General features: G+C 73.7%; 4 protein-coding genes and 1 pseudogene. 1 reads left to right on the forward strand and 4 read right to left on the reverse strand.

Features of this window, described 5'->3' with window-relative positions; translation table 11 throughout:
* Nucleotides 1-118: 118 nt before the first annotated feature.
* The 4 genes and pseudogenes from fxsA to ACFWR9_RS03215 all read right to left on the reverse strand — a co-directional run bounded on the left by fxsA (nt 119) and on the right by ACFWR9_RS03215 (nt 4337).
* Nucleotides 119-690 (reverse strand): annotated as a pseudogene (gene fxsA / locus ACFWR9_RS03200) (FxsA family membrane protein).
* Nucleotides 691-736: 46 nt separating this feature from the next.
* Nucleotides 737-1687, reverse strand: coding sequence for a polyprenol monophosphomannose synthase (locus ACFWR9_RS03205; protein ID WP_383834676.1), 951 nt, complete (start codon nt 1685-1687; stop codon nt 737-739).
* 527 nt (nt 1688-2214) lie between these two features.
* Entirely contained in the window at nt 2215-3819 is a 1605-nt protein-coding gene (locus ACFWR9_RS03210) for an amidohydrolase (protein ID WP_383834679.1), read from the reverse strand.
* A gap of 77 nt (nt 3820-3896) precedes the next feature.
* Nucleotides 3897-4337, reverse strand: coding sequence for an Lrp/AsnC family transcriptional regulator (locus tag ACFWR9_RS03215; protein ID WP_383834682.1), 441 nt, complete (start codon nt 4335-4337; stop codon nt 3897-3899).
* A 267-nt stretch (nt 4338-4604) separates the two neighbouring features.
* Between ACFWR9_RS03215 and ACFWR9_RS03220 the strand changes: the two genes are divergently transcribed.
* Nucleotides 4605-5042 (forward strand): hypothetical protein, encoded by a 438-nt coding sequence (locus ACFWR9_RS03220; protein ID WP_383834684.1) that lies wholly within the window; start codon nt 4605-4607, stop codon nt 5040-5042.
* Nucleotides 5043-5162 lie beyond the last annotated feature (120 nt).

Below are 5162 nucleotides of genomic sequence, written 5' to 3' on the forward strand. Positions count from 1 at the left end.
GCACACAAACCCACCCCGGGCGGCGACTTAGTTAGCGACACCGACTCCAACCCGGATTTTTTGGTGTGTCCGTTTTGGTGTGTCCGGGGGCCGGGTGACCCGGCGGCCCCCGGAGGGCTCAGTGGGTCAGCGGCGGGCGGGGCCCCGCGGCGCGTCGTCCGGATCGTCCCGGACGACCTCGCCCTGGACCACCTTGCCGTCCGGGCGGTGCATCCGGGCTTGGCGGAAGGCGTCGCCCAGGGTGCCCGGGCCGGCCTCGCGGATCCTGCGCTCCACCGTGCGCTGCGCGGAGCGGCTGACGGCCTTCTGCACCGGGGGCAGCAGCATGAGCAGGCCGAGCGCGTCCGAGATCAGGCCGGGGAGGATCAGAAGCAGCCCGCCCAGCATCATCAGGCCGTTGCCCTCGCTGTTCGGACGGGTCTCGGGCGGTACGCCGGACTGCTGCTGTTGCAGCGTCTCGGTGAGGTTCCTGAAGGCCCGGCGGCCCGCCGCCTTGATGACCACGGACCCGAGGACGATGCCCGCGACCAGCAGCAGGAAGACCACGAACCCGCTGGACGCCCCGGCCACCACGGTCAGCAGCCAGATCTCCAGGACGAGCCAGGCGGCGATGCCCAGCGGCAGGAAAGTGCGCAGCCGGGAGCGTGGAGGCCGGCCGGGGGACCTGGGGGTCTGAGCGCCAGTCGTCATACTCCCAGTGTGCCTGGCCCCGGCTCAGCGCGGCGTAAGGGGACGATCAGGCGTTCCTGTCGGGCACCTGTGTCGACTTGTCGCCCTGCACGGTCGACCTGTCCGGCCGGTCCGGCCGGTCCGGCCGGTCCCGCTCGTCCGGCCGGTCCCCCTCGTCCGGCTGGTCCGCGGCCGTCCCGGCGCCCGGCCGTCCCGGCGCCCTGTCGGGCTGCCTGTCGCGCCCCAGGACCTTGCCGACCCTCTCTCCCACGCCCCACGTGGTGACCCGCCAGAGCGCCTCCACGAGGATGTCCCGGCTCATCTTGGAGTCGCCGTGCTCACGCTCGACGAACGTGATCGGCACCTCGACGACGTGGTAGCCGGCCTTGATCGCCCGGCGGGCCAGGTCGACCTGGAAGCAGTAGCCCTGGGAGGCGACCTCCTCCAGTCCGAGCCCCTCCAGGGTCTCGGAGCGGAAGGCGCGGTAGCCGCCGGTGATGTCGCGCAGCGGCAGGTCGAGCGCGATCCGCGAGTACATGCTGCCGCCGCGGGAGATGATCTCGCGAGACCTGGGCCAGTTCACGACCCGGCCACCGGGCACCCAGCGGGAGCCGAGCACCAGGTCGGCGCCCTTGAGGGCGGTCAGCAGCCGGGGCAGTTCCTCGGGCTGGTGGGAGCCGTCGGCGTCCATCTCGACCAGCACGCCGTAGCCGTGCTCCAGTCCCCAGCGGAAGCCCGCCAGGTAGGCGGCGCCCAGGCCCTCCTTGCCCTTGCGGTGCAGGACCTGGACGTGATCGTCCTCCGCCGCCAGCTCGTCGGCGAGCTTGCCGGTGCCGTCGGGGCTGTTGTCGTCGGTCACGAGCACGTGGGCCTCGGGGACCGCCTCGCGCACGCGCGCGACGATCGCCTTGATGTTCTCCGCCTCGTTGTAGGTCGGGATGATCACCAGGACCGTGCCCAGGGGACCGAACCGCCTCCCCTGCCCCGCCGCCGCGGGCGTCCCGTCGCCGTCGTTCACCACTGCCCCTTCGTGTCCGTACGCAGAGCACCACCTTAATCGCCGCCGCCTGCGGTGACGTGACAGGACGTGCGTACGGTGGTGTCGCTTGCCCAAGTCCGGGGTAGGGATGGCCGTTTAAGGACCGTTTGCGCGGCGGATGGGGGCCCGGCGCCCTTCGGGCCGACCTGGGGCCCGCTGGCTGCGGGTCGACCGAAAGCCGTTGTCTACTGAGCGCCCGGGCCCCACCCGGGGTCACACCTCCCGACCGGCCGGAACGTTCCCTCGTCGCGGCGCGAGCGCTGAGCCTGGCTGCCAGTGGCGGTGCCCCGGTGCGGCACACCGTCCCTGACTCAGCGGCGCCGCGACGGTGCTCGGAAGATTCCCCGGTCGGGCGTCCGGTGGTGGACCCGGCCGAACCTACCGGCCCCCGGCCGTCGGCTGTCAACAGTCGTTCGACCTGCGCCTTTTGCGTCAAAGCCCAGGTCAGCGCGGAGGACGCACAGGTCGCACCCGGCAGAAGATCATCGCCCCGTCGGCCGTGGAGATCACTCGCCCGGCCGTACGAACACGGTCCGGCCGCCCACGACGGTGCGCAGGCAGACCGGCAGGTCCCGGCCCGGGGTCAGGTCGGGCAGGCCGGGGGTGCCGGAGCGCGGGTCGGTGGACCAGCGGGCCACCCGGTCGTCCGGGGCCTGGACCACGAGTTCGCCGGTGCGCCACACGGCGTAGTCGGCGGGCACGCCCGGCACCAGCACTCCCGCGTCGTCGCGCCCGACCGCCCGCCAGCCGCCACGCGTGTGCGCCGTGAACGCCGCGCGCACGGAGACCCGGTGCTCGGGCGTGCGGTGGAAGGCGGCGGCCCGGACGGTGCCCCACGGGTCGAGGGGCGTGACCGGGCTGTCGGAGCCGAAGGCGAGCGGCACCCCGGCGCGCAACAGGGCCGCGAAGGGGTTGAGCGTACGGGCCCGCTCCGCTCCGAGCCGCCGGGCGTACATGCCGTCCTCGCCGCCCCAGAGGGCGTCGAAGGCGGGCTGGACGGAGGCGGTGAGGCCCAGTTCGGCGAAGGCGGCGACGGTCTCGGGGGTGAGCATCTCGGCGTGCTCGACACGGTGGCGGGCGGCGCGCAGGCGGGCGAGGCCGACCTTGTCGGCGGCGACGCGGACCCCTTCCACCACGGTGGCCACGGCGGCGTCGCCGATGGCGTGGAAGCCCGCCTGGAGGCCGGCCTCGGTGCAGGCGGCGACGTGCGCGGCGACCGCGGCGGCGTCCAGGTGGGCGGTGCCGGTGTGGGCGGCGTCGGCGTACGGCTGGTGCAGGCACGCGGTGTGCGAGCCGAGGGAGCCGTCGACGAAGAGGTCGCCGGCCGCCCCGACCGCGCCCAGCCCCAGCGCCTTGTCGACGTCCTGTTCGGCCCAGTAGCCGATGACCCGCGGGCCCGCCTCCTCGGCCGAAAGGCGCAGCAGGCCGGTGAGGTCGTCCTCGGAGGAGATCTCCGGGCCTGCGCATTCGTGAACGGTTCCGATGCCGAGGGAGGCGGCGTGCGCGAGGGCGGCGCGCTGGGCCGCGGTGCGCTGGGCCGGGGTGACGGCGCCGAGCGCGGCGGCGCGTACGGCGTGGTGGTCGTCGCCGGTGAGCGGTCCGTCCACGCGGGCGACCCGGCCGGGGATCAGATCGAGCAGGGCGGTGGTGACGACGGCCGAGTGGACGTCGATACGGCTGAGGTAGAGGGGCCGGCCGCCGGTGGCCCGGTCCAGTTCGGCGCGGGTCGGCGCTGCGCCGTCGGGCCAGCGGGCGGCGTCCCAGCCGTGTCCGAGGAGGACGCGGTCGTCCGGGCGGGCGGCGGCGAAGTCGCGTACGAGGGTGAGGGCCGCCTCCCGGGTGGGGGCACCGGAGAGGTCGAGACCGGTGAGGGCGAGACCCGTCGCGGTGGTGTGCACATGTGCGTCGGTGAACGCCGGGGTGACGAGGGCGCCGTCCAGGTCGACCACCTCGTCCACGCCGTCCGCGAAGGCGTCCGCGGCACCCTCGGAGCCGACCCAGGCGACCTGGCCGCGCTCGACGACCATGGCCGTGGCGAAGGGGTCGGCGGGACTGTGGACCTCGCCGCGGCGCAGCAGGACGGTCGTGGACGGGGTGGTGGTCTCACTCATGGACACCAGTCTCGCCCCTCACGGGGGCCGCCCGGCAGCCGGGGCGGTCACGCGGGCGGACCGGGGCCGGCCGGGAGTCAGACCCGTGGCGGGCGGGCCTCGTAGGGCGTGGAGAGCACCACGGTGGTCCGGGTCGAGACGCCGGCCAGGGAGCGCACCCGGGCAAGCAGTTCCTCCAGCTGGTGCGGCGTGGACACGCGGACCTTGAGGATGTAGTTCTCGTCGCCCGCCACGCTGTGGCAGGCCTCGATCTCGGGGACGCCGGCCAGGCGGTCCGCGATGTCGTCGGGGGCGCTGGGGTCGAAGGGTTTCACCGAGATGAAGGCGGTCATCGGCAGCCCGACGGCCGCGGGATCGACGACCGCGGCGTAACCGCGGATGACGCCGCGCTGTTCCAGCCGCCGCACCCGCTGGTGCACGGCCGACGTGGACAGGCCCGTGGCCTTGCCCAGGTCGGTGTAACTCATCCGCCCGTCCTTGACGAGCAGCTGCACGATCTGTCGGTCCAGCTCCTCCATGGCGCAAGAACCTACAGTGCGGTTGATCTCCTCGGATACCTGAGCAGCCCGGGTCACGTCCGGTTCGTGATGTGACGGGGTGTCGGCCGCGTTCCGGGCGGGGACAAATCCACCGGACGGGGCACCTGGGAACGGCATGTGACGAAGACCACACCCCTCGAACGGTCTCCGTGATGTTCGCGTGATTACCCCGTGGAGGGGACGGGAAGTGCTTGCTGTGGTCGAGGCCGCAGTGCCGTCACGGCCCAGCCCGAGGGGGAGAATCCCATGCAGAGTCTTAAGCGCCCTGGTCGTACCGCGCCCAAGCGGCAGCAGCCGGTCGTCGAGCCCGTATCGGAGGGCGTCGAACCCGACGCCTTCGACGACGAGGACCTCGACGCCTACGACACCTTCGAGATGTACCGGGTGATCTGCCCGGACTGCGCGCAGCCCATCGCGCTGCTGGCGGACGAGCGGGAGCTGCCGGAGCACGCGCTGTGCGCCTCTCCGTGGAACCCGTTCGGGCTCACGGTCTGCGCCGGCACCGGCCGCAGGGCCACCGAGGCCCGCCCCGCGGACGAGTCGTTCAAGCCCCATGAGCAGGACACCGCCCTGCTGTTGACGCTCCCCCGGGGCCTCGACTGGCGGACCCAGCCCTTCTCCCACGTCGGCGGCCCGGGCTCGCGCCCGATGCGGGTGCCGACGATGCGGAGCGAAGCGGCCTGAGGCACCCGGGCACCCCGTTCGGGGGGCGCCGCCCGATTCGTTCACCCCACCCGCGGCCCCGCGCCCCGCACAACCCGGAGGCGGGGGGGGGGGGACCGGGGGGGGTGGACACCAGGAGAG

Source organism: Streptomyces sp. NPDC058534 (genome assembly GCF_042717365.1).
GTDB lineage: Bacteria > Actinomycetota > Actinomycetes > Streptomycetales > Streptomycetaceae > Streptomyces.

Coding starts and splice junctions, on each gene's coding strand:
- ACFWR9_RS03210 (WP_383834679.1), bottom strand. CDS start 3,819: ATGAGTGAGACCACCACCCCGTCCACGACCGTCCTGCTGCGCCGCGGC.
- ACFWR9_RS03220 (WP_383834684.1), top strand. CDS start 4,605: ATGCAGAGTCTTAAGCGCCCTGGTCGTACCGCGCCCAAGCGGCAGCAG.
- ACFWR9_RS03215 (WP_383834682.1), bottom strand. CDS start 4,337: ATGGAGGAGCTGGACCGACAGATCGTGCAGCTGCTCGTCAAGGACGGG.